The sequence below is a fragment of the Pseudomonas sp. P7779 genome (assembly GCF_013386315.1).
Taxonomy (GTDB): Bacteria; Pseudomonadota; Gammaproteobacteria; order Pseudomonadales; family Pseudomonadaceae; genus Aquipseudomonas.
The window spans coordinates 1-17,961 of sequence record NZ_JACARZ010000071.1 but is presented as its reverse complement, the minus strand read 5'-3'; the positions used below and the strand labels follow the sequence as shown (position 1 = coordinate 17,961).

The following is a 17,961-nucleotide window of genomic DNA, read 5'->3' as shown; positions in this document are numbered from 1 at the left end:
GCCCTCACCGCCCGCCCGCGAACGAGTCCCCATGCCTGCCACACAGCCCGCCGCCCCCAGCTCCTTGTCGATCACCCTGCAGATCGTCTCCATCGTTTTCTACACGTTTATCGCGTTTATCTGTATCGGCCTGCCGATTGCCGTCATCCCCGGCTATGTCCACGGTGAGCTTGGTTTCAGCGCGGTGGTCGCCGGGATAACCATCGGCTCGCAATACCTGGCCACGCTGCTCAGCCGCCCCATGGCGGGGCGCATGTCGGACAACGTCGGCACCAAGCGCGCTATCGTGCTGGGCCTGAGCGGGATTCTGCTGAGCGGGGTGCTGACGTTCATCGCCACGCTGGTGCAAAGCCTTCCGTTGCTGAGCCTCGGCATATTGATTGTCGGCCGGCTGTTACTCGGCGTCGCGCAGGGCCTGATCGGCGTCGGCACCATCAGTTGGTGCATGGGCGCGGTCGGTGCCGAACATACGGCACGATCGATCTCGTGGAACGGCATCGCCTCCTACGGCGCGATTGCCATTGGTGCACCGCTTGGGGTGGTGATGGTTGCCGACTACGGCTACACCAGCCTCGGAATCGCCCTCACGGCACTTTCCGCCCTGGGCCTGCTGCTGATTCGCAACAAACCTTCGGTGCCCGTGGTGCGCGGCGAGCGGCTGCCCTTCTGGGCGGTATTCGGGCGTATCGCGCCGTTCGGCGCCAGCCTGTGTCTGGCATCGATTGGCTACGGCACCCTCACCACGTTTATCACCCTCTACTACTTGAGCCGTGGCTGGACGGGCGCAGCCTGGTGCCTGACGGTATTTGGCGTGTGTTTCATCCTGTCACGGCTGGTGTTTATCTCTGCCATCAACCGCTTCGGCGGCTTCACCGCGGCGATTGCCTGCATGACCATCGAAACCCTGGGCCTGACGCTGCTGTGGCTGGCACCGTCCACCGGCGTGGCCTTGATCGGCGCCGGGCTGACCGGCTTTGGTTTGTCGCTGGTGTACCCGGCGCTGGGCGTGGAGGCGATCAAGCAGGTGCCCAACAGCAGCCGGGGCGCCGGGTTGAGTGCATATGCGGTGTTTTTTGACCTGGCGCTGGCCATTGCCGGGCCGGTGATGGGTGCGGTGGCGCTGAACCTGGGCTACTCGTGGATCTTCTTCTGCGCCGCCCTGCTCTCGGTCACCGGCCTGGGCCTGACGTTGCTGCTCAAGCGCCGCGCTTACTGATCAGCCGTCTGCAAGCCCGCCCGGGTGGATTGCCCGAGGGTGTGATTAAAGAACCGCCCGGCCTCGGAAATCAGGTCGCGGTGGATGCTTTCACGGTCAACCCCGTCGGCATCGGTGCACATGGCGGGCATCGCGGCCAGTTGGCTCTCGTCGCAAGGCGCCATGAACACAAAGTGCCCTGCCCCGGCCAGCAGCTTGAAGTCCGGCGGCTCCGGCAGTTTGCGCGCCAGGGCCTCGGCGTTCTTGTCCACGGCCACCAGCTTGTCGCCGTCGCCGCTGTAGAGCAGCACCGGTACATGCACGTCCGCCAGGGTGTGGCGGCCAAACATCAGGCTCAACGGCGCCATCAACATCAAGGCATGGATGCGCGGGTCGGCCTGCGGTTGCAGGTCGTCGCGGTCGACGATCAACTCGCCCTTGGTGGTGCAGGCGTCGCGATCTTCCGGGCGTTGCTGGCAGTAGCGGCGCAGGCGGTCGAGGTCCGGCTTGGCGCCAGCGAGGATCAGCGCGGTTTCGCCACCGGCCGAATAACCGATGACGCCTACCTGGTCGACGTTGACGAATGGCGACAGCATCGGGTCGCCGAGGGTGGCGGTGATCGCTTCGGAAATCTGGATCGGGCGCCCGTACAGGTTGCTCAAGGTGCCCAGCCGGCTGTGATCCTTGTAGTTGTCGCCAGGGTGCAGCACCGCCACCACCACAAACCCCTTGCGCGCCAGGGAGGTGGCGAGGTCGTGCAGGGCCAGGGGCGTGCCGGTATTGCCGTGGGACAGCATCAGCATTGGAAAGCGGCCGATGGCGATTTTCGAGTCTTCAGTGGCGGCGATGTGATAAGCGCCCACCTGGGTGGTGTGTTCCAGGCCGGTGGACGGGTAGAACGCGACGGCTTTCATCGGCTGCAGATCCAGCGGGTCGAGAAAAGTCATGCGGTGGAAGCCCACACTCCAATGGGGGTGCGGCGCGGGCGCGGCTTGCACTGAAATCAGGCCGCCGAGCAGGGAGAGAACCAAGACTGCACAAAGACGCATCATGGGGATGTCCACCTTTGTTGCGTAAGCCCGCGTAGCTGTTGAAGTATCCATGGTTCAGGCGCTCGGACTGGCAGGGTTTACCCATGCGTGCATAACCTGGGCCAAAGTAGTGACAGCGGGTAAACGAAAAAACTCCGTACTCCGATCGCTTTTCAGGCGAGCAGAATACAGAGTTTAGGCGCCTCGAATCAGATTGATATCGAGGAACAGCAAAATTTACACAAGTCTTACGCTGCAGCGAACAATTGTTCGCTGATCACTGCGTTGGCGTCGCTGATCGCCTTGCTGCGCACTTCATCGCCATAGCCCAGGCCGTGGGCGCGGACGATTTCGATGTCGGTGATGCCGAGGAAGCCCAGCAGTACTTTCAGGTAGTCTTCGTGAGCCACACCGGTAGGCTGGCCAACGTGCAGGCCGCCGGAGGTCGACACGATGATGACTTTCTTGCCACCGGCCAGGCCTTCAGGACCGTTTTCGGTGTAGCGGAATGTCTGGCCGGCGACGGCGATACGGTCGATCCAGGCCTTGAGTTGGGTCGGGATGGTGAAGTTGTACATCGGCGCAGCCAGGACGATGGCGTCGGCCGCGAGGAATTCGGCGAGGGTGTTGGCGCTCAGCTCGGCTTCATGTTTCTGTACGGCATCACGCAGCTCGGCAGCGGTGCCCAGTGCACCCAGGGTCACGCCGGAAAAGTGGTTGATGCCTTCGCTGGCCAGGTCACGGTAGGTCACTTCAACGCCTGGCTCGGCCGCCTGCCAGGTCTTGACGACACCTGCGCTCAACTGACGGGAAACCGAGTTGTCGCCGAGGATGCTGGAATCGATATGCAACAGTTTCATGGTTAATCTCCAAGTAAGCATCGCCAAGGGCGACGGAATGAAAATAAGCCTACAGATGAAACCAATCAGCGATTAGTCAGGCAATATGCGATTATTCGTCCCACTGACAGGACAATAGGCCCACCATGCAAGATCTGAATGACCTCTACTACTTCGCCAAGGTGGTGGAAGCCGGCGGTTTCGCCGCTGCCGGGCGACTGCTGGGGATTCCCAAGTCGCGGCTGTCGCGGCGCATTGCCGAGCTGGAAGAACGCCTCGGCGCCCGCTTGCTGCAACGTACCACCCGCCAACTGACCCTCACCGCCGTGGGTGAACGCTACCTGCGCCACTGCCAGGCAATGCTGCTGGAGGCGGAAATGGCCGATGAGGCAGTGGCCAGCATGTCCAGCGAACCCCGCGGTCGGCTGCGGGTCAGCAGCCCCGTGGGCCTGGCTCACCAATTCCTGCAGACCGTGGTGGCGGAGTTTCTCACCGCCAACCCGCTGGTGCAGTTGGAGATGAACCTGGTCAACCGCCGCGTCGACCTGGTGGCCGAAGGCATTGATGTGGCCTTGCGCGTGCGCGAGCTTGGGGATGAAGACCCGCTGCTGGTGACCAAGCGCCTGCGCCAGGCCCAGACCGCGATTGTCGCCAGCCCCGACTTTGTGCGTGAGCGGCAGATCGACACCCTGGAAGACCTCAAGCAACTGCCGGTGCTGGGCGCCCTGGAAGCAGACCGCATGGTGCACTTCCGCATGCTCAGCCCGGAGGGCAGCAGCCACGACCTGGTGATGGAAGCGCGGCTGGGGATCGATGATTTCCTGGTACGCAAGGCCTGCGCCCTCGCCGGCCTGGGGTTTACCGTGCTGCCGATGATGTATTGCGAGGAGGAATTGGCCAACGGCCAATTGGTGCAGCTCTTGCCGCAATGGTCATTGCCGGGTGGCTGGTTGCAGGCGGTGTACCCACATCGGCGCGGTGTGTTGCCGGCCGTGCGGGCCTGGATCGACCACCTGGATAACGCCTTCAAAGGTTGCGGAGACCGTTTGCTATGAGAATGACCGAAGAACAAGTCGCCACGTTTTGCCTGGGCTTGCCCGGCGCGCGGGAAGATTACAAATGGGGCGGCGTACGGGTGTTTTCGATTGCCGGCAACAAGATGTTTGCCTTGCAGAACCTGCGGGGCGACTCGCTGGCCTTCAAGGTCGACAAGGAGCTGTTCCTGGGCCATGTGGATCGCCCCGGCATCCACCCGGCGCCGTACCTGGCGCGGGCGCAGTGGATCATCATGGAAACGCCCTACCCGCTGGGCGCCGAGGAACTGCGTGGCCTGTTGCAGCGTTCCCACCAGTTGGTGGTGAGCAAGCTGCCCAAGCGCACGCAGGTCGGCTTGTTGCTAGAAGATCGAGAGTAGCGTGCCACCCAGGAACAGCTGATCAATCCAGAACACCTGGTGCAGCAACACGATCAGCCAGAACACCACCTGATAAGACACCTTGCGCGTCTTGTGGCGGAACACCTGCTGGGCAATCAACGCCCCCGGCCAACCGCCTGCCAGCTCCACCGCGTGCAGGACGTTTTCCGGGGTGCGCCAGCTGTCTTCGCGAGCCTTGCGCTTGTCGCTCCAGTACAGCAGGAACGCCACCACGCTGACCACGCCATAGGCCACCAGCGGGATCAGCGAAACCCCGCGGTACCCCAGCAGCGCCGCACCAAACAGCGGCGCGGCGCACAACAGTGCAAACACCAACGCCTTGAAGCGCGGATGCTGGATGATCATGGCTTGACGGCCGACCAGTCGATCCAGCCGAACTGCCAGGTGGCCAGGATCACCAGGCCGAAGGCGATCCGGTACCAGGCGAACGCCGCGTAGCTGTGGCTGGCGATGAACTTGAGCAGCGCCTTGACCGCGATCATCGCGAAGATGAACGAGGTGACAAAGCCGATGGCAAACACCGGCAGGTCATCCGGCTGGAACAGGTGACGGTACTTGTAGCCCGAATACACCGCTGCGCCGACCATGGTCGGCATCGCCAGGAAGAACGAGAACTCGGTGGCGGTCTTGCGTGACAGGCCGAACAACAGACCGCCAATGATGGTAGCGCCCGAGCGCGAGGTGCCCGGGATCATGGCCAGGCACTGGGCGAAGCCGACTTTGATCGCGTCCTTCCAGGTGATGTCGTCGACGGTTTCGGCGTGCACTTCATGCTGGCGGCGCTCGGCCCACAACATGATGACGCCGCCCACCACCAACGCCGCCGCAACGGTGATCGGGTTGAACAGGTAGTGTTTGATCAGGTCGGCGAAAATCACCCCCAGCACCACCGCCGGCAATACGGCAATGATCAGGTTGACGGTGAAACGCTGGGCATTGCGCTGGGTCGGCAAGCCAATGACCACGTCGAGGATCTTGCGTCGAAACTCCCACACCACCGCCAGGATCGCGCCCAGCTGGATGATGATATTGAACGCTTCAAAGCGTTCGCCACCGAAGTTGATCAAGTCGGCCACGATAATCTGGTGCCCGGTACTGGAGATCGGCAAAAACTCCGTCAGCCCCTCTACAACGCCGAGTATCAGTGCCTGTACGGCGGTCCAAAGATCCATCGATTCCCCCAAAGGTCATGCCCACGGCATGCCTCGTTGATATTTTTTAGACGTTCACTAACGAAGAGTGCGCTGCAAGCACAGCGCAAATAATCAAGGCCGAACTGCGAAAATTCCGTGAAAAATCAGGCAGGACTCAGGTTTTTTGATTCTGGGCCGAAAGCCTATCAGACAAGCCGGAAATGTCGATGCAGCACCCAAAATTATAAGAACACGGAGTGACAGGACCATGAACAGTTTGCGCAATATGTCTATCAGCCGGCGCCTCTGGCTGATCCTGATCGTCGCCGTGCTGATGCTGCTAACCCTCGGCCTGCTTATGCTCAAGCAGATTCATGGCGACCTGTACCAGGCCAAGAGTGAGCAGACCCAGCGCGTGGTGCAAACCGCCAGCGGGATCCTGACTTATTATCACAGCCTCGAAACCAGCGGCGTCCTGAGCCGTGAAGCGGCGCAGAAGCAAGCCTTGAGCGCGGTACGTGGCTTGCGCTACGGAAAGGACGACTACTTCTGGATCAACGATCTCACGCCCGTGATGATCATGCACGCGGCCAACCCCAAGCTCGACGGCCAGAACCTGTCGGCCATCCGCGATCCGGACGGCTTTGCGGTGTTCAACGAGTTCGTGATCCTGGCCAAGGCCAAGGGCGCCGGGATGGTGAATTACCGCTGGCCCAAACCCGGCGCCGATGCGCCGGTGGCCAAGACCTCCTATATCCAGCTGTTCGAACCCTGGGGCTGGATCATCGGTTCCGGCGTGTATGTCGATGACGTGCAAGGCGAGTTCCGCGGCCAGGTGTGGAAAGCCTCGGTGGTTGGCCTGGTGATCGCGCTGATCATGGCCCTGCTGGTGGTGCTGATCGCCCGCAGCATCGTGCGCCCGTTGCAGCAGGCAGTGAATGCGATGGCCAATATCGCCAGTGGCGAAAGCGACCTGACCCGCACCCTCGACACCCATGGCCAGGATGAAGTCACTCAATTGTCGCGGCACTTCAACAGCTTTACCGCCAAGCTGCGGCAGGTAGTGGGCCAGTTGCAGACCTGCGCCAACGCCTTGGGCCAGTCGTCCACCGAGCTGGGCAGCAACGCCAGCGATGCCCATGACCGCAGCCAGCAGCAATCGCAGCAGATGGAACTGGTGGCGACGGCGATCAATGAAGTCACCTATGGCGTACAGGACGTGGCCAGGAATGCCGAGCATGCTGCCAGCGAAATGCGCGATGCCCAGGTGCAGGCCGAACAGGGCCAGCTCAATATCGATGGCAGCCTGCAACGGATCGACCAGCTCTCCGGCACCATCAGCCAGGCCGTGGAGGTGATCCGTACGCTGTCGACTGAAAGCACGCAGATTGGCGGCGTGCTGGAAGTGATCCGCTCGATTGCCGACCAGACCAACTTGCTGGCCCTCAACGCCGCCATCGAAGCGGCCCGCGCCGGGGAGCAAGGCCGTGGTTTTGCAGTGGTGGCCGACGAAGTACGGCTGCTGGCCCAGCGCACGCAAAAATCCACGGCAGAGATCCAGGCGATGATCGAGCGCCTGCAAGGCCATTCGGAGGCAGCGGTCAAGGTCATCAGCGACAGCCACCAGGCCTCGCAACTGACCATCGAACAAGCAGGCCAGGCGGGAGCGAGCCTGACTGCCATCGGCCAGGCGCTGCGTAATCTCAACGGGCTGAACGCCTCGATTGCCAGTGCCACGTTGCAGCAGGCGCATGTGGTGGAAGACATCAACCAGAACGTCACCCAGGCAGCCGGCTTGTCCCACAGCACCGCGCTGGCGGCGCAGCAGTCCAGCGTCGCGAGTGCGCACTTGAAAGGCCTGAGCGAACAACTCGACAGCCTTCTGCGCCAGTTCAAGGTCTGACGCCGCTCAAATGTGGGAGCGGGCTTGCTCGCGAATGCGGTGTATCTGTGCCAAATTTGTTGGCTGACTCACCGCATTCGCGAGCAAGCCCGCTCCCACATTGGTTACAATCAGCGCCCTCTTCGACTCCCCCAAGGAACCGCCATGTCCGGGCTTGAACTGTTTGCCGCCGCCCTGGGGGTGATCGCTGTCTGGTTGACGGTTAAACAGAACCCGTGGTGCTGGCCCATCGGCCTGGTGATGGTGCTGCTGTACACCTGGATCTTCTTCGATGTGAAGCTCTACTCCGACATGCTCCTGCAAGTGATCTACGCCGCCCTGCAACTCTACGGCTGGTGGCAGTGGACCCGCGCCGGTGAGGTCAAGCAAGGCCGGCAAGTCACCAGCCTGGGCCTGCAACCGATCCTGCAAGGCCTGGCTGTGGGTGCTGTGGGCAGCCTGTTGCTGGGCGCAGCCATGGCCCACTGGACCGACGCCGCCCAACCCTGGCTGGACGCGGCCCTGACCGGCTTCAGCCTGGTGGCGCAGATGTGGATGGCGCAAAAACGCGTGCAGTGCTGGCCGTTGTGGATCACCGTGGATGTGATCTTCGTCGGGCTGTTCCTCTACAAAGGCCTGTACCTCACCGCCGCGCTCTACGCCTTGTTCACCGTGATCGCCGTGCAGGGCTGGCGTGAATGGCGCGCCGACCCGGCGTTGCACGCATGAAGGTGGTGGTACTGGCCGGCCCGGAATCCAGCGGTAAAAGCTGGCTGGCCGCCCAGTTGCAGGCACATTTTGGCGGGGTAATGGTGGGCGAATACGTGCGTTATTTCATCGACCACCACCAGCGCGATACCACCCTGGCGGATATCCCGGAGATCGCCCGGGGCCAGTTGGCCTGGGAAGATGCCGCCCGCGCCGCGCAGCCGGCGTTGCTGATCCTCGACACCAACCTGCTGACCAACAAGCTGTGGAGCCAGACCCTGTTTGGCGACTACCCGGCGTGGCTCGACAGCGAACTGCTCGCCCGCCACTACGACCTGCACCTGCTGCTGTCGCCGGAAGACGTGGAGTGGACCGCCGATGGCCAGCGCTGCCAGCCGGAGTTTGCCGATCGCCTGGCGTTTTTTCAGGCCAGTCGTGACTGGCTGGAGCAACATCATCTACCGCTACGGGTCATCCGTGGGGATTGGCAAGCACGCCAGGACCAGGCCTTTTCAGCTGTGGAACAACTGCTGGATTGACCGGCGGGGACGGTTTTCATGCACCGCTCGTTAGGCACGACCCACTTTCAACGCTCTGGCGCGCAGGGCTGAAGACCGGTTATCGGGTCAACGCAGTCCTCTACCTGGGGCACAGGTCAATCCTTAAAAGGAGATTGGCCTATGAACATGCGCATCGTTGCCCGCTTGATCAACTTGCCCGAAGACCGTGGCGTTCGTGTTGAAACCGCTGCCCATCACATCCTGCTGGTGCGTTCGGGTAGCGAGGTTCGTGCCTATCAGGCGGATTGCCCCCACGCCGGGGCGCCCCTGGAGCAAGGCGTGGTCTGTGACGGGAGGATCATTTGCCCGTGGCACAAGGCGGCCTTCCGGGTGGATGACGGCCAGGTCTGCGAGCCGCCCGCGCTGGTGCAGCTCAAGCAGTACCCGGTGGAGATTCACGACGGCGTGGTCAGTGTGGGCGACGAGGCACTGCCCTCGCCCGTTGCCCCGCACACCAACGATTCGCGCTGCTTTATCGTGATTGGCGCCGGTGCAGCCGGTTCGGCGGCCGTGGCCACGCTGCGCCGCAAGGGTTTCAGCGGCCGGTTGTTGTGGATCGACCAGGAACAGGACCCCGCCTACGACCGCACCGCCCTGAGCAAATTCGTCATCTGCGGCGAGATGCCGCCGCAGGAAACACCGCCCTTGCTGGACGAGGCCACCTGCCACGCGTCGCGGATCCACGGCGAAGTGCGCCACCTCGACCCTCAAGCCAAGCGCCTCGAGCTTGCGGACGGTCGCCACTTCGACTACGACGCCGCACTGCTGGCCACCGGCGGCGAAGCCAGGCCGCTGGATGTTCCGGGCACCGTACTCAACAACGTGTTCGTGTTGCGCTCCCGGGACGATGCGGCGCGTATCGTCAAGGCGGCTCAACCGGGCACATGTGCAGTGATCATCGGCGACAGTTTTATCGGCCTGGAAGCCGCGTCCGCCTTACGCAAGCGCGGGTTGACGGTGCAGGTGGTGGGCCGTCACGAGATTCCGCTGGCGGCCCAACTGGGCAAGCGCATCGGTGCCTCACTGCGCCAATTGCATGAAGCCAACGGCGTGATATTCCACACCGCCAGCGAGCCTGCACGCCTGGAAGGCCACATGGACGTGACGACGGTGGTGCTGAAAAACGGCCACAGATTGGCCGCAGACCTGGTACTGATAGGCGTCGGCGTCACGCCTGCCACGGGGTTTGTCGAGGGGCTGGAAAAAGCCGAGGACCAGTCGCTGAAAGCCGATGCCGGTTTGTCTGTCGCGCCCGAACTATGGGCGGCGGGCGATATGGTGACCTTTCCATGGAACGGCCAACCCGTGCGCATCGAACACTGGCGTGTGGCGCAGCAACTCGGGGTGCTGGCGGCGCGCAATATGCTGGGCGCACAACAGGTGTTTGCCGATGTGCCGTTCTTCTGGACGTATCACTTCGGCAAGACCTTTGAACTGCTGGGCCACCCCCGCCACTGGAATCAGCTCCACGTGGAAGGCGACCTGCAGCGCCACGACTTCATCGCCCTGCTCTGCCAGGGCGACGAAGTGGAAGCGGTAGTTGCCTGTGAACATCAGCGGGCCATGGCGCTGCTCTCGCAACGCCTGAAGCACCCGCTGAAGAAGGCCGAGGTGCTGGAGCTGATCCGCGGGCTTTAGTAGCCCAGCGACAACCCGGTATTGCGCCGAGGGTCGTTGGCCCCATAGAAACGGTTATTGCCGACCGGCTTGCCGTCCAGGGACGGCGCGCCTACCAGGATCGCCGCCAGGTGGTTGGCGTCCTGCGGGCCGGCAAACTTGTGGCCCCAGCCTTCGAGGATTTTCTGGGTGTCGGGGCTCAGGGCAAAGCGTTCGATATTGGTCGCCTCAGGCAGCCATTGCTGGTGGAAACGCGGGGCGTCCACGGCTTCCTGGATGTTCATCTTGTAGTCGATCACATTGAGGATGGTCAGCAAGGTGGCCGTGATGATACGGCTGCCACCCGGCGTACCCACCACCATCACCGCCTTGCCATCCTTGGTGACGATGGTCGGGCTCATGGACGACAGCGGCGTCTTGCCCGGTGCAATGGCGTTGGCTTCGCCCTGCACCAGGCCGTACATGTTCGGCACGCCGATCTTGGAGGTGAAGTCGTCCATTTCGTCGTTGAGGATCACCCCGGTCTTGCTCGCCATCACGCCCGCGCCGAACCAGTCGTTGAGGGTGTAGGTCACCGAGACCGCGTTGCCCCACTTGTCGACGATGGAGTAGTGGGTGGTGTTATTGCCTTCGTGGGGCGAAACGCCCGGCTTGATGTCCTGGGAAATCCCGGCTTTCTGCGGGTCGATGGCGGCGCGCAGTTTGGCGGCGTAATCCTTGTCCAGCAGGTGCTCGACCGGGTTCTGCACGAAGTCCGGGTCGCCGAGGTAGCTGTTGCGGTCGACGTACGCGTGGCGCATCGCTTCGATCTGGTAGTGCAGGCCCTGGGCCGAGTGATAGCCGAGATCGGCCATCGGGTAGCCTTCGAGGATGTTCATGATTTCGCAGATGACCACCCCGCCCGAGCTCGGTGGTGGCGCGGACACCACGTGGTAGCCACGGTAGTCACACTCGATGGGCGCCAGTTCGCGGGTCTTGTATTTGTCCAGGTCGGCCTGGGTGATGATGCCTTTGCCTGATTGGCTGGAATCCACAATCGCCTTGGCTACCCAGCCTTTGTAGAAGCCATCGGTGCCCTTGGCGGAGATTTCCCGCAGGGTTTTCGCCAGGTCTTTCTGCACCAGCTTCTGGCCCACCAGCATCGGCTCGCCTCCGTGCAGGAAGATGCCGCGCAGGTCTTTGTCTTTCTTGAATTCGTCAGTAGCGGTGTGCAGCAGGTCGACATCGCCCTGCTCCAGGGCAAAACCGTCTTCGGCCAGCTTGATCGCCGGGGCGATGACCTGGGCGCGCTTGAGGGTGCCGTATTTGCTCAGCGCCAGTTCCATGCCCGACACAGTGCCGGGAACGCCGACCGCCAGGTGGCCCTTGGAGCTGAGGTCCGGGACCACGTTGCCGTCCTTGTCCAGGTACATGTCGGCGGTCGCGGCCAGCGGGGCTTTTTCGCGGAAGTCGAGGAAGGTCTTGCGGCCGTCGGCCAGTTGCACGGTCATGAACCCACCGCCGCCCAGGTTGCCGGCCGCCGGGTACACCACGGCCAGGGCGTAGCCCACCGCCACCGCCGCATCCACGGCATTGCCACCGGCCTTGAGCACATCCACGCCCACATGGGTCGCCAGATGCTGGGCGGTGACCACCATGCCATTTTCGCCAGCCACCGGGGCCTGGGAAGCCGCCTGCACGCCGCTGACAGTCAGCACCAGCGCGGTGGCAATCAAAGTTCGGGTAAACGGTTGGTATTTCATCCCTGGCTACTCTGTTTATTAGAAGAACTCGAAAGTAATACTTTTCCGATCCAAGCCCCAGCGTTATGCCGCGTTTGTGACAGAGCCTGTCGGTAACGGAATAATGCCCATGCTATATTCCGGGCCTTTACGCCGCGCAGCAGAGGCTTTTCGATGGTGATCAAGAAGACCGGTATCCGCGCCCAGCAAGCCGACCAGACCCGCGCGCGGATTCTCCAGGCGGCGGTCAAGGTCTTCACCCGCGACGGCTATTCCGGCGGGCGTGTGGAAAGCATTTCCCGCGAGGCCGACTCCAACGACCGCATGTTGTATTACTACTTCGGCAGCAAGGAGCACCTGTTTGTGTGTGTGCTGGAGCACACCTATGAACAGTTCAACAAGGCCGAAAGCAAGCTCAAGCTCGACCTGACTGCACCGGTGCAAGCGTTGCAGACGCTGGTGGGGTTTATCTGGAATTACTACGTCAAGCATCCCGAGTTTGTGGCGATCCTGAGCATCGAGAACCTGCACCAGGGCAAGCATGCGAAGCAGTCGGGTGAACTGCGGCGGTTGTCCGGGGAGGCAGTTGGGGTGTTGCGGCCGATCATTGAAGCGGGCCAGGCCCAGGGGCTGTTTCGTGAAGATGTGGACATCAAGCATGTGTACTTGATGATTGCTTCGTTGTGCTACTTCTATAACTCCAACCAGCACACGCTGAGTTCGTTTTTGGGGGAGGATTTGGCGGATAAGACCCAGCAGCGGGATTGGCTGGGGTTTATCAGTGATCTGGTGTTGCGCGGGGTATGCGTGACACCGCCCATCCAACGGTAGAACCTGGATCTAAATGTGGGAGCGGGCTTGCTCGCGAATGCGGTGTATCAGTCAATATATTTGGCGACTGACGAACCGCTTTCGCGAGCAAGCCCGCTCCCACATTTTTTGACCGTGTGAATCAATGGGTACCGGGATTGGCTCGCAGGTGTGCCACGGTTTGCTCCAGGCCTTCCCACTGCGGTGCATGGGGTGCGAAGCGCCCGCGCAGGTAGGCGGCCAACTCCGCCACTTGGGTGTTCGACAAACTGTCCTTGAACGCCGGCATGTAACCCAGATCCTTGGTCGCCGGAGTGCTGATCCCTTGCAAAATCACCTTGATCAGGTTGTCCGGTTGATCGCTGTGCACATTGGTATTGGTCGCCAGTGATGGGCTGACGCCGAACAGCTTCGGGCCCTGCCCGTCGGCATGGCAGGCCTTGCATGAACCTTCGAATACCCGTCGCCCATTGGCATTGGGCACCGTCGCAGCTGCCACCACCTGCGCTTCGGCGGCGCCGCTGTCGTTCAGCGAAGCCAGGTACACCGCCATCGCGCGGATGTCGGTCTTGGGCAGTTTCGCCAGTTCAGTCACGACCGGTCCCATCGGCCCAGTTGCCACGCCATGGGCATCGGAATAACCAGTGCTCAGGTAGCTGAACAATTGGTCTTCGGTCCACGGCGTCGGCGCCTTGGACAAGCCATTCAAGGCCGGCGCTTCCCAACCGTCCACCCTGCCGCCCGCGAGGAACGCCTTGCCGCCCTTCTCCGCCCCCATCAGGTTGCGCGGCGAATGGCACGCCGCGCAGTGCCCCAAACCGTTGACCAGGTAAGCGCCACGATTCCATTGCTCGCTGCGCTGTGGCTGCACGCTGATTTCTCCGCGGCGCAGGAACAGCGCATTCCAGCCGGCCATCAACGGCCGGATATTGAACGGAAACTTCATCGCATTCGGCACCGGTGCCTGGCTCACCGGCGCCTGGGACATCAGGTAGGCATACAGTGCCTGCATGTCGGCATCGTTGATATTGCGAAACGCCGTATAGGGAAACGCCGGGTACAGGTTGCGCCCGTCGCGGCCAATGCCGTCGCGCATCGCCCGCTCGAACGCCGGGTAGGACCAGTTGCCAATCCCGGTTTTCTCATCCGGGGTGATGTTGCTGCTGTAAAGGGTGCCGAACGGCGTATGCATCGCCAGCCCGCCGGCATTGGGGGCACCGCCCGGTGCCGTGTGGCACACCGCGCAATCCCCCACGGCAGCCAGCAAGCGCCCGCGCTCCAGGGTGGCCTTGGACCAGGTGCCTGCACTGGGCGGTGCAATCGGGGCAATTTCGCTGTGAAACGGCCACGCGGTAGCAGCCATGCCCAGCACCGCGCCAAAGGCGGCGAACAATGAGCCGAACAACCATTTGCGGCGCTTTTCCGGGGACTTCGCCGGCTCGCCCAGGGTGCCTGCATTTAGCGCCGCCAATACCCGCTCGGGAGTAATCGGCAGCTCGCGAAAACGGATGCCGGTGGCGTCATAGATCGCATTGGCAATCGCCGCCGCGCTGGGCACCGAGGCCGACTCACCGGCGCCCATCGGGGGCTGGTCCTGGCGCGGCATCATCAGTACGTCGATCTGCGGCACTTCCGGGAAGGTCAGGATCGGATAACCGCCCCACTCCTTGCTCGCCACGGTCGACTCTTCAAAGGTCACGCGTTCCTTGAGCACACGGCTGGTGGACTGGATCACATTGCCGTGGATCTGATGCTGCACCCCTGCGGGGTTGATCATCATCCCCGAGTCATGCCCGATCACCACGCGCGTCACCGAGACATCGCCGGTCTGCTTGTCGATGGCCACGTCCGCGACCCACGCCGCCCACGCCGCGCCGAAGCCGGGAAACTTGCTGTGGATGTAGCGCGCGTAGGCAAAGCCCCGACCACGCAGCAGGTGGTCCTCATTCGCGGTTTGCATCGGCGCGGTACGCGGTGCCCAGTTGGCGCGTTCGGCGGTGGATTTCACCAGGTCGATGGCGCGCTCGTCCTTCAGGTAACGCAGGCGGTACTCCACCGGGTCGACCCCGGCGGCAAACGCCAGTTCGTCGATATAGGATTCATGGGCGAAGGTGTTGGGCAACGCCGACACACCGCGCATCCACGAGGCGCGAACGATCGGCGCCATGTCGTTGATGGTGACGCGCATGTTCGCGATGTCGTAGGGCGGGATCGAGGTGCGGTCGCCCATCTCGAACATCGCCGCCACCGGCTCGACCCGGCCGGTCAACAGCAGCGCCAGGGTGGGCGCGCCGTTGGACGGGTAGCTGGTTTCAAAGTCATAGGCGGCGATGCTGCCGTCTGCGTTCAGGCCGCCGTCGACATCCATCAATTGCGCGGTGCCCTTGGGCTCCCACAGGTGCTCCTGTTCGCGGGTCAGTTGCACCCGCACCGGCTTGCCCACCGCACGCGACAGCAGCAAGGCGTCGGCGCATACATCATCGGCGCAGTTGCGGCCGTAGCAGCCGGCGGCCTCCATGCGAATCACGTCGATGGACGCTTCCGGGCATTCCAGCAACCAGGCCAGGTCGGCCCGCAGCAGGTGCGGGTTCTGGCTGCCCGACCAGACGCGGCTGCCACCGGGCTGATAATCCGCCACGCCACAGGACGGGCCGATGGAGCCGTGCATCTGGTATGGCCACAGGTAGGTGCGCGGCATGCGCTGGCTGGCGGCGGCCAGGGCTGCGTCGACGTTGCCCTGGTCGAGCACGGTGCGGCGTACCCGCGGGTTGTCGCGGATTGCCTGCTCCACATCGCTCATGTCCGGCAGTGGGTGGTTCCAGGGTTTCCAGTGCACCTGCAGTTCCTGGGCGGCCTTGATTGCCTGCTCTTCGCGCAAGGCCACCACGCCGACAAAATCACGGATCACCACCACCGCAACAATGCCCGGGATATGGGCGATGGAAGACTCGTCGACCTTCAGCAGGCTGTTGCCGACAAAGTCACCGCAATCCAGGCCCGCATACGGTGGGCGGATCACCCGACCGTGGAGCATGTCCGGCACGCGCATGTCGTGCACGTACGTCAGTTCGCCGGTGGCCTTGCCCGGGATATCCACCCGGGCTGCGCCCTTGCCCACCAGGCGGTAATCGGCGGTGGCCTTGAGCGGTGCATCGCCGCTGATGCGCAGTTGGTCATGCTCGCCCGTCACCAGTTCGCCATAAGTGATGGTGCGCCCGTCTTCGCCGCGGATAACGCCTGCGTCGACCTTGAGACTTTGAGCATTTACGGACCAGCGTTGCGCCGCCCGCGCCAGCAGGAAACGCCGGGCTTCGGCGGCGGCATTGCGCAGCGGAATCGCGGAGATCTGCAAGGTTGCGCTGGCAATGGTCGCGCCCTGGTTCGGCGCACGCTCGGTGTCGCCCAGCACCATGCGCACCTGGTCCATGGTCAGGTCCAGTTCTTCAGCGACGATCTGCGCCAGGGAGGTGCGAATGCCGGTGCCCAGGTCCACGTGCCCGTTGAAGGCGTACACCAGCCCGTCATCGTTCACTGCGATAAACAGCCCCAGCTCCTTGGGCTTGACCGTCGGTGTGCCGCCTTTGGCCACCGGCCCCGAAGGTGGCAGCACATCGTCGACGATCAGCAGGACGCCGGCCTTGGCCAGCCATTGGTCGCGGGAAGGGATTGCGTCAGTCATGGTCATCGATCCACGTTCAAGGCGTTTGGCGGGCGGCACGCAGCACCGCGCGGAGGATTTCGATATGGGTGCCACAGCGGCAGAGGTTGCCAGACAGTTCGCTGCGCACCTCGGCTTCGCTGGGGTTGGGATTGCGGTCGAGCAAGGCCTTGGCGGTCATGATCATGCCGTTGAGGCAGTAGCCGCACTGGGCGGCCTGTTCATCGATGAAGGCCTGCTGCACCGGGTGCGGGGTCTGGCGGGTGCCGAGGCCTTCGAGGGTGACGATGTTGCGTCCCACGGCACCCGACAGGGGGAAGACGCAGGAGCGTGCAGCCACGCCGTCGATGATCACCGTGCAGGCGCCGCACTCCCCCAGGCCGCAGCCGTATTTGGGGCCGTTGAGTTGCAGATCATTGCGCAGGATCAACAACAGCGGGGTGTCGGCCATTGCGCTGACTTCGCTGGTGTGGCCGTTGACCTCAAGCGTTACCGTGATGTTCTGGCTGGTCATTCGCTTCGCCCGTTGGATTTGGTGAAGTGTCCACTACATCAAACAGTCAAAAAAAAGCGTCGCGTACCTGGGGTCTCGCGACACACTTGACGGGTGAAGTGGTTACTACATCAACGTAGAGCAAAAACGGTGCCAGAAGATGGATGAATAGCTGTGGCGAGGGAGCTTGCTCCCGCTGGGTTGCGAAGCGACCCCAAAAGATGGGCCTGCTGCGCAGTCCAGCGGGAGCAAGCTTCCTCACCACAGGGGATTGGGGTCAGGCCTGGGGGTCTTCGATCATTTTGCGTAGCAGGAAGAGTACGGCGACGCGTTCGGCGGGGTTGAGGTTGCTCAGGGTCAGTTCGGTGATGGTGGCGGCGCAGGGCACGGTTTGCTGCACCAGGGCGGCGCCGGAGTCGGATAGGTTGACCACGACTTTGCGTTTGTCCTGCGGGTCGGGTTCGAGGGTGATCAGTTCGCGGGCCTTGAGGCGTTCGACGATGCCACGGATGGTCGCCTGGTCGACGGCGGTGGCCTTGACCAGTTCGGTGAGCGAACTTGCACCGTGATCGCGCAGGGCGCACAGAGTGACGAACTGCACGGCGGTGAGCTGCGAGTCGCCGACGTTCTGCTGGAAGATTGCCAGGTGACGCTGGTAGGCCTTGCGCAGCAGGTGGCCGACTTGCTCGGAGAAAACGTAGGAATCAGGCACGGCGGGCTCGGGAAGGCGGTGGTCGATGGGGTGGCATGATGGCGGGGTTGTGGAAATGACTCAAGGATCTCATTGCCGGAACGCGGTTGAAATGTGGGAGCGGGCTTGCTCGCGAATGCGGTGTGTCAGGTGGCGCATGTGTGACTGACGTACCGCATTCGCGCGCA

16 protein-coding genes are annotated in these 17,961 nt (G+C 62.8%); 8 read left to right on the top strand and 8 right to left on the bottom strand.

The features are described from left to right. The first annotated feature begins 31 nt into the window (after positions 1-31). Positions 32-1,216, top strand: a complete 1,185-nt coding sequence (locus HX869_RS20510; protein WP_177081646.1) for an MFS transporter — start codon at positions 32-34, stop codon at positions 1,214-1,216. On the opposite strand, the gene HX869_RS20505 is transcribed toward HX869_RS20510, so the two are convergent. Together HX869_RS20505 and HX869_RS20500 are read right to left on the bottom strand one after the other, a co-directional pair. After that, complete coding sequence (locus HX869_RS20505) at positions 1,210-2,247, bottom strand: dienelactone hydrolase (protein WP_008436172.1); 1,038 nt, start codon at positions 2,245-2,247, stop codon at positions 1,210-1,212. The genes HX869_RS20510 and HX869_RS20505 overlap by 7 nt on opposite strands. Positions 2,248-2,474: 227 nt before the next feature. Next, entirely contained in the window at positions 2,475-3,086 is a 612-nt protein-coding gene (locus tag HX869_RS20500; protein ID WP_177015418.1) for an FMN-dependent NADH-azoreductase, read from the bottom strand. Positions 3,087-3,211: 125 nt separating this feature from the next. On the opposite strand from HX869_RS20500, the gene HX869_RS20495 reads away from it, so the two are divergent. Together HX869_RS20495 and HX869_RS20490 are read left to right on the top strand one after the other, a co-directional pair. Next, positions 3,212-4,120, top strand: coding sequence for a LysR substrate-binding domain-containing protein (locus tag HX869_RS20495; protein ID WP_003215364.1), 909 nt, complete (start codon positions 3,212-3,214; stop codon positions 4,118-4,120). Further along, a complete protein-coding gene (locus HX869_RS20490) occupies positions 4,117-4,479 on the top strand; it encodes an MmcQ/YjbR family DNA-binding protein (protein ID WP_032899493.1) in 363 nt (120 codons plus the stop codon). The genes HX869_RS20495 and HX869_RS20490 overlap by 4 nt, the downstream gene beginning before the upstream one ends. Here the strand turns inward: HX869_RS20490 and HX869_RS20485 are convergent. After that, positions 4,462-4,845, bottom strand: a complete 384-nt coding sequence (locus tag HX869_RS20485) for a DUF1294 domain-containing protein (protein ID WP_003215359.1) — start codon at positions 4,843-4,845, stop codon at positions 4,462-4,464. The two genes, HX869_RS20490 and HX869_RS20485, sit on opposite strands and share 18 nt — an antisense overlap. Continuing rightward, positions 4,842-5,672, bottom strand: a complete 831-nt coding sequence (locus HX869_RS20480) for an undecaprenyl-diphosphate phosphatase (RefSeq protein WP_003215357.1) — start codon at positions 5,670-5,672, stop codon at positions 4,842-4,844. The genes HX869_RS20485 and HX869_RS20480 overlap by 4 nt, the downstream gene beginning before the upstream one ends. 229 nt (positions 5,673-5,901) lie before the next feature. Between HX869_RS20480 and HX869_RS20475 the strand changes: the two genes are divergently transcribed. The 4 genes from HX869_RS20475 to HX869_RS20460 all read left to right on the top strand — a co-directional run bounded on the left by HX869_RS20475 (position 5,902) and on the right by HX869_RS20460 (position 10,421). Beyond that, positions 5,902-7,536, top strand: coding sequence for a methyl-accepting chemotaxis protein (locus HX869_RS20475; protein WP_178903575.1), 1,635 nt, complete (start codon positions 5,902-5,904; stop codon positions 7,534-7,536). A gap of 144 nt (positions 7,537-7,680) precedes the next feature. After that, a complete protein-coding gene (pnuC, locus tag HX869_RS20470; protein ID WP_003215352.1) occupies positions 7,681-8,244 on the top strand; it encodes a nicotinamide riboside transporter PnuC in 564 nt (187 codons plus the stop codon). Continuing rightward, positions 8,241-8,762, top strand: coding sequence for an AAA family ATPase (locus HX869_RS20465; protein ID WP_177009475.1), 522 nt, complete (start codon positions 8,241-8,243; stop codon positions 8,760-8,762). Before pnuC ends, HX869_RS20465 begins: the two co-directional genes overlap by 4 nt. A 141-nt stretch (positions 8,763-8,903) precedes the next feature. Continuing rightward, positions 8,904-10,421: an FAD-dependent oxidoreductase gene (locus HX869_RS20460; protein WP_178903574.1), complete on the top strand. Its 1,518-nt coding sequence runs from the start codon at positions 8,904-8,906 to the stop codon at positions 10,419-10,421. On the opposite strand, the gene ggt is transcribed toward HX869_RS20460, so the two are convergent. Next, positions 10,418-12,142, bottom strand: coding sequence for a gamma-glutamyltransferase (ggt, locus tag HX869_RS20455; protein ID WP_003215346.1), 1,725 nt, complete (start codon positions 12,140-12,142; stop codon positions 10,418-10,420). The two genes, HX869_RS20460 and ggt, sit on opposite strands and share 4 nt — an antisense overlap. A gap of 153 nt (positions 12,143-12,295) precedes the next feature. Between ggt and HX869_RS20450 the strand changes: the two genes are divergently transcribed. After that, positions 12,296-12,952: a TetR/AcrR family transcriptional regulator gene (locus HX869_RS20450; protein WP_177081643.1), complete on the top strand. Its 657-nt coding sequence runs from the start codon at positions 12,296-12,298 to the stop codon at positions 12,950-12,952. Positions 12,953-13,073: 121 nt separating this feature from the next. Here HX869_RS20450 and HX869_RS20445 read toward each other — a convergent pair whose 3' ends face one another. The 3 genes from HX869_RS20445 to HX869_RS20435 all read right to left on the bottom strand — a co-directional run bounded on the left by HX869_RS20445 (position 13,074) and on the right by HX869_RS20435 (position 17,794). Beyond that, positions 13,074-16,610, bottom strand: a complete 3,537-nt coding sequence (locus HX869_RS20445) for a molybdopterin cofactor-binding domain-containing protein (RefSeq protein ID WP_177068077.1) — start codon at positions 16,608-16,610, stop codon at positions 13,074-13,076. A gap of 16 nt (positions 16,611-16,626) precedes the next feature. Next, positions 16,627-17,103: a (2Fe-2S)-binding protein gene (locus HX869_RS20440; RefSeq protein ID WP_008436149.1), complete on the bottom strand. Its 477-nt coding sequence runs from the start codon at positions 17,101-17,103 to the stop codon at positions 16,627-16,629. A gap of 256 nt (positions 17,104-17,359) precedes the next feature. Further along, a complete protein-coding gene (locus HX869_RS20435) occupies positions 17,360-17,794 on the bottom strand; it encodes a MarR family winged helix-turn-helix transcriptional regulator (protein WP_102605005.1) in 435 nt (144 codons plus the stop codon). Between the last annotated feature and the right edge of the window lie 167 nt (positions 17,795-17,961).

Coding starts and splice junctions, on each gene's coding strand:
- HX869_RS20510 (WP_177081646.1), top strand. CDS start 32: ATGCCTGCCACACAGCCCGCCGCCCCCAGCTCCTTGTCGATCACCCTG.
- HX869_RS20505 (WP_008436172.1), bottom strand. CDS start 2,247: ATGATGCGTCTTTGTGCAGTCTTGGTTCTCTCCCTGCTCGGCGGCCTG.
- HX869_RS20500 (WP_177015418.1), bottom strand. CDS start 3,086: ATGAAACTGTTGCATATCGATTCCAGCATCCTCGGCGACAACTCGGTT.
- HX869_RS20495 (WP_003215364.1), top strand. CDS start 3,212: ATGCAAGATCTGAATGACCTCTACTACTTCGCCAAGGTGGTGGAAGCC.
- HX869_RS20490 (WP_032899493.1), top strand. CDS start 4,117: ATGAGAATGACCGAAGAACAAGTCGCCACGTTTTGCCTGGGCTTGCCC.
- HX869_RS20485 (WP_003215359.1), bottom strand. CDS start 4,845: ATGATCATCCAGCATCCGCGCTTCAAGGCGTTGGTGTTTGCACTGTTG.
- HX869_RS20480 (WP_003215357.1), bottom strand. CDS start 5,672: ATGGATCTTTGGACCGCCGTACAGGCACTGATACTCGGCGTTGTAGAG.
- HX869_RS20475 (WP_178903575.1), top strand. CDS start 5,902: ATGAACAGTTTGCGCAATATGTCTATCAGCCGGCGCCTCTGGCTGATC.
- pnuC (WP_003215352.1), top strand. CDS start 7,681: ATGTCCGGGCTTGAACTGTTTGCCGCCGCCCTGGGGGTGATCGCTGTC.
- HX869_RS20465 (WP_177009475.1), top strand. CDS start 8,241: ATGAAGGTGGTGGTACTGGCCGGCCCGGAATCCAGCGGTAAAAGCTGG.
- HX869_RS20460 (WP_178903574.1), top strand. CDS start 8,904: ATGAACATGCGCATCGTTGCCCGCTTGATCAACTTGCCCGAAGACCGT.
- ggt (WP_003215346.1), bottom strand. CDS start 12,142: ATGAAATACCAACCGTTTACCCGAACTTTGATTGCCACCGCGCTGGTG.
- HX869_RS20450 (WP_177081643.1), top strand. CDS start 12,296: ATGGTGATCAAGAAGACCGGTATCCGCGCCCAGCAAGCCGACCAGACC.
- HX869_RS20445 (WP_177068077.1), bottom strand. CDS start 16,610: ATGACTGACGCAATCCCTTCCCGCGACCAATGGCTGGCCAAGGCCGGC.
- HX869_RS20440 (WP_008436149.1), bottom strand. CDS start 17,103: ATGACCAGCCAGAACATCACGGTAACGCTTGAGGTCAACGGCCACACC.